4 protein-coding genes are annotated in these 2,605 nt (G+C 67.4%); all 4 read left to right on the top strand.

Translation table 11 applies throughout. The features are described 5' to 3' along the window. The coding region (locus tag VF468_31440; protein ID HEX5882801.1) for an NAD(P)-dependent alcohol dehydrogenase at window positions 1–142 on the top strand (142 nt) is incomplete at its 5' end. A 12-nt stretch (window positions 143–154) separates the two neighbouring features. Beyond that, window positions 155–1,210: an amidohydrolase family protein gene (locus VF468_31445; GenBank protein ID HEX5882802.1), complete on the top strand. Its 1,056-nt coding sequence runs from the start codon at window positions 155–157 to the stop codon at window positions 1,208–1,210. After that, window positions 1,207–1,938 (top strand): iron-sulfur cluster assembly protein, encoded by a 732-nt coding sequence (locus VF468_31450; GenBank protein HEX5882803.1) that lies wholly within the window; start codon window positions 1,207–1,209, stop codon window positions 1,936–1,938. Before VF468_31445 ends, VF468_31450 begins: the two co-directional genes overlap by 4 nt. Window positions 1,939–2,077: 139 nt before the next feature. Next, a partial coding sequence (locus VF468_31455; protein ID HEX5882804.1) for a methane monooxygenase/ammonia monooxygenase subunit C occupies window positions 2,078–2,605 on the top strand: 528 nt, incomplete at its 3' end.

Below are 2,605 nucleotides of genomic sequence, written 5' to 3' on the forward strand. Positions count from 1 at the left end.
TGCCGAGCTGATGGCCCTGGCCGCCCAGGGCAAGGTCACCCTGCACACCAAGCCCTACCCCCTGGAGGCGGCCAACGACGCCATCGACGACCTCGACAACGGCCGGCTGCCCGGCACCCGCGCGATCCTCATCCCCAGCTAAGGGAGGCGCCTCATGTACGAGAAGGACGGCGAGAAGTACTTCGTGGTCGACGGCCACATGCACTTCTGGGACGCGAGCGAGGAGAACACCAAGAACAAGTACGGCGAGGGCTTCATCCGCTGCTTCTACGACTACCACAAGAATCTGAGCCCCGAGGACTACGTCTGGCCCCTTGAGAAGTACCGCAAGTACGACGAGCCCACCCTGATGAAGGACCTCTTCGAGGACGGCTACGTCGACGTGGCCATCTTCCAGCCGACCTACCTGACCGACTTCTACCACCAGGGGTTCAACACCACCGCGCAGGACGCGGTCCTCAAGGAGAAGTACCCGGACAAGTTCGTCCTCAACACCTCCTTCGAGCCCCGCCTGGGCGAGGCCGGCCTGGCCATGTTCGAGGAGAAGGTCCGCAAGTACGGCTCCAAGGGCGTGAAGCTGTACACGGCCGAGTGGCACGACGCTTCCAAGGGCTGGAAGCTCACCGACCCGTGGGCCCTGCGCCACCTCGAGAAGTGCGAGGAGCTCGGCGTCACCAACATCCACGTCCACAAGGGCCCGACCATCTGGCCCCTCAACCGGGACTCCTTCGACCTGGCCGATGTCGACGACGCCGCCAGCACCTTCCCGGGCCTGAACTTCATCGTCGAGCACGTCGGGCTGCCCCGGCTGGAGGACATGTGCTGGATCGGCACCCAGGAGCCGAACGTGTACGGCGGCCTGGCAGTGGCGATGCCGTTCATCCACACCCGGCCCGCCTACTTCGGCCAGGTCGTGGGCGAGCTGCTGTACTGGCTCGGCGAGGACCGCCTGCTGTTCGCCAGCGACTACGCCCTCTGGCACCCCAAGTGGCTGGTCGAGAAGTTCGTCGACTACCAGTACCCGATGGAGAACGAGTACCCAGAGATCACCACCAACGTGAAGAAGAAGATCCTCGGGCTGAACGCGGCCAAGCTGTACGACCTCAAGGTCCCGGAGGGCGTCAGCGCCGGCGACGAGGGCACCGGCCAGGACGTCACCGAGAAGCCGGCGGTCCCGGTCGAGGCCAGCGTGGGCGGGCACAGCGAGTGACCGAGGCACGGACCGGGGGGCTGGTGGACAGCCCCCCGGTCGACAGCTCCGCGGTGCTGGAGGCGCTCGGCACGGTGCGTGACCCCGAGCTGGACGAGCCCCTTCCGGACCTCGGGTTCGTGTCGTCCCTCGAGGTGGACGGGGACACCGTCCGGGTCCACCTGCGCCTGCCCACCTACTTCTGTGCCCCCAACTTCGCCTACCTGATGGTGGCCGACGCCGACACGGCCGTCCGGGCCGTGCCCGGCGTCCGCCAGGCCGAGGTCTTCCTCGACGACCACTTCACCTCCGAGGAGATCAACCACGGCGTCGCCCAGCGGCGCGGCTTCCAGCAGTCGTTCGACGGCCTGGCCGACGACGAGCTCGACGAGCTGCGCACCCTGTTCCGGCGCAAGGCGCTGATCAACCGCCAGCAGCGGCTCGTCAAGGCCCTGCTGGACGGTGGCGCGACCACCGGGGAGCTGGGCCGCCTGCGCCTCGGCGACCTGCCCCCGTCGCCGGAGCTCGACACCTACCTGCAGCGCCGGGCCGAGCTGGGGCTGGACGTCGGCCCGGAGGCGCCCCTGGTGGTCGACACGGACGGCAACCCCATCCCACCCGAGCTGCTCGAACGGCACCTGCGCTTCGCCAGCCTGACCCGCGTGAGCATCGAGGGCAACGCCGGCTTCTGCCGGGGCATGCTCGCGACCCGCTACGACCTCCCGGCCCCGACCGTGGCCGCCGACTAATTCGTCGTCAATTCGCACATTGTTGCAACGATGCGAGGTTATAGAGGTTCGTAGCTTGTGACGGCCTCCGCGTCTTCTTACCTTCAAGACACGCTTGGAACACGTCAGTGCCGGTCCCGGTGGAGAGAAAGGAACAGGCATGACGGACGTAGCAACGCCGACCGTTGAGCGCCCGGCGGCCAGTGAGCCGATCGACTACAAGCCGGATAAGCCCGGCAGGGGCCCGATCGACTGGATGGGCGGCTGGCGGGTGTGCTGGATAGGCAGCCTGGCCTTCATCTTCCTGGCGCTGGCGATCCGCATCTTCCAGCAGTTCACCGCCTGGTCGGTCGGGATCGACGCCTCCAGCCGCGACTTCGGCCTCTACTACCGCTCCCTGTTCATCGCCGAGGTCCTCGGCGTGACCGTGGGCACCTTGCTGTGGTGGGGCTACCTGGTGCGGCGCGGGCGCAAGGTGGTGCTCCGCGAGGCCACCCACGCCGAGGAGGTCCGCCGCATCGCCGTGTTCTGGGGGCTGGTCGGGATCACCAGCGTGATCCTGTACATCATGGCCAGCTTCTGGCCCAACCAGGACGGCTCCTGGCACCAGACGGCCGTGCGCGACACCGCCCTCACGCCGTCCCACATCCCGATGTTCTTCCTGTTCTTCCCCCTGGGGATCACCATC

It is taken from the genome of Actinomycetota bacterium, assembly GCA_036280995.1.
In the GTDB taxonomy this organism is placed as follows: domain Bacteria; phylum Actinomycetota; class CALGFH01; order CALGFH01; family CALGFH01; genus CALGFH01.

Bases quoted from the DNA above. Each gene is read 5' to 3' on its own strand.
- VF468_31445 (HEX5882802.1), top strand. From the start codon at position 155: ATGTACGAGAAGGACGGCGAGAAGTACTTCGTGGTCGACGGCCACATG.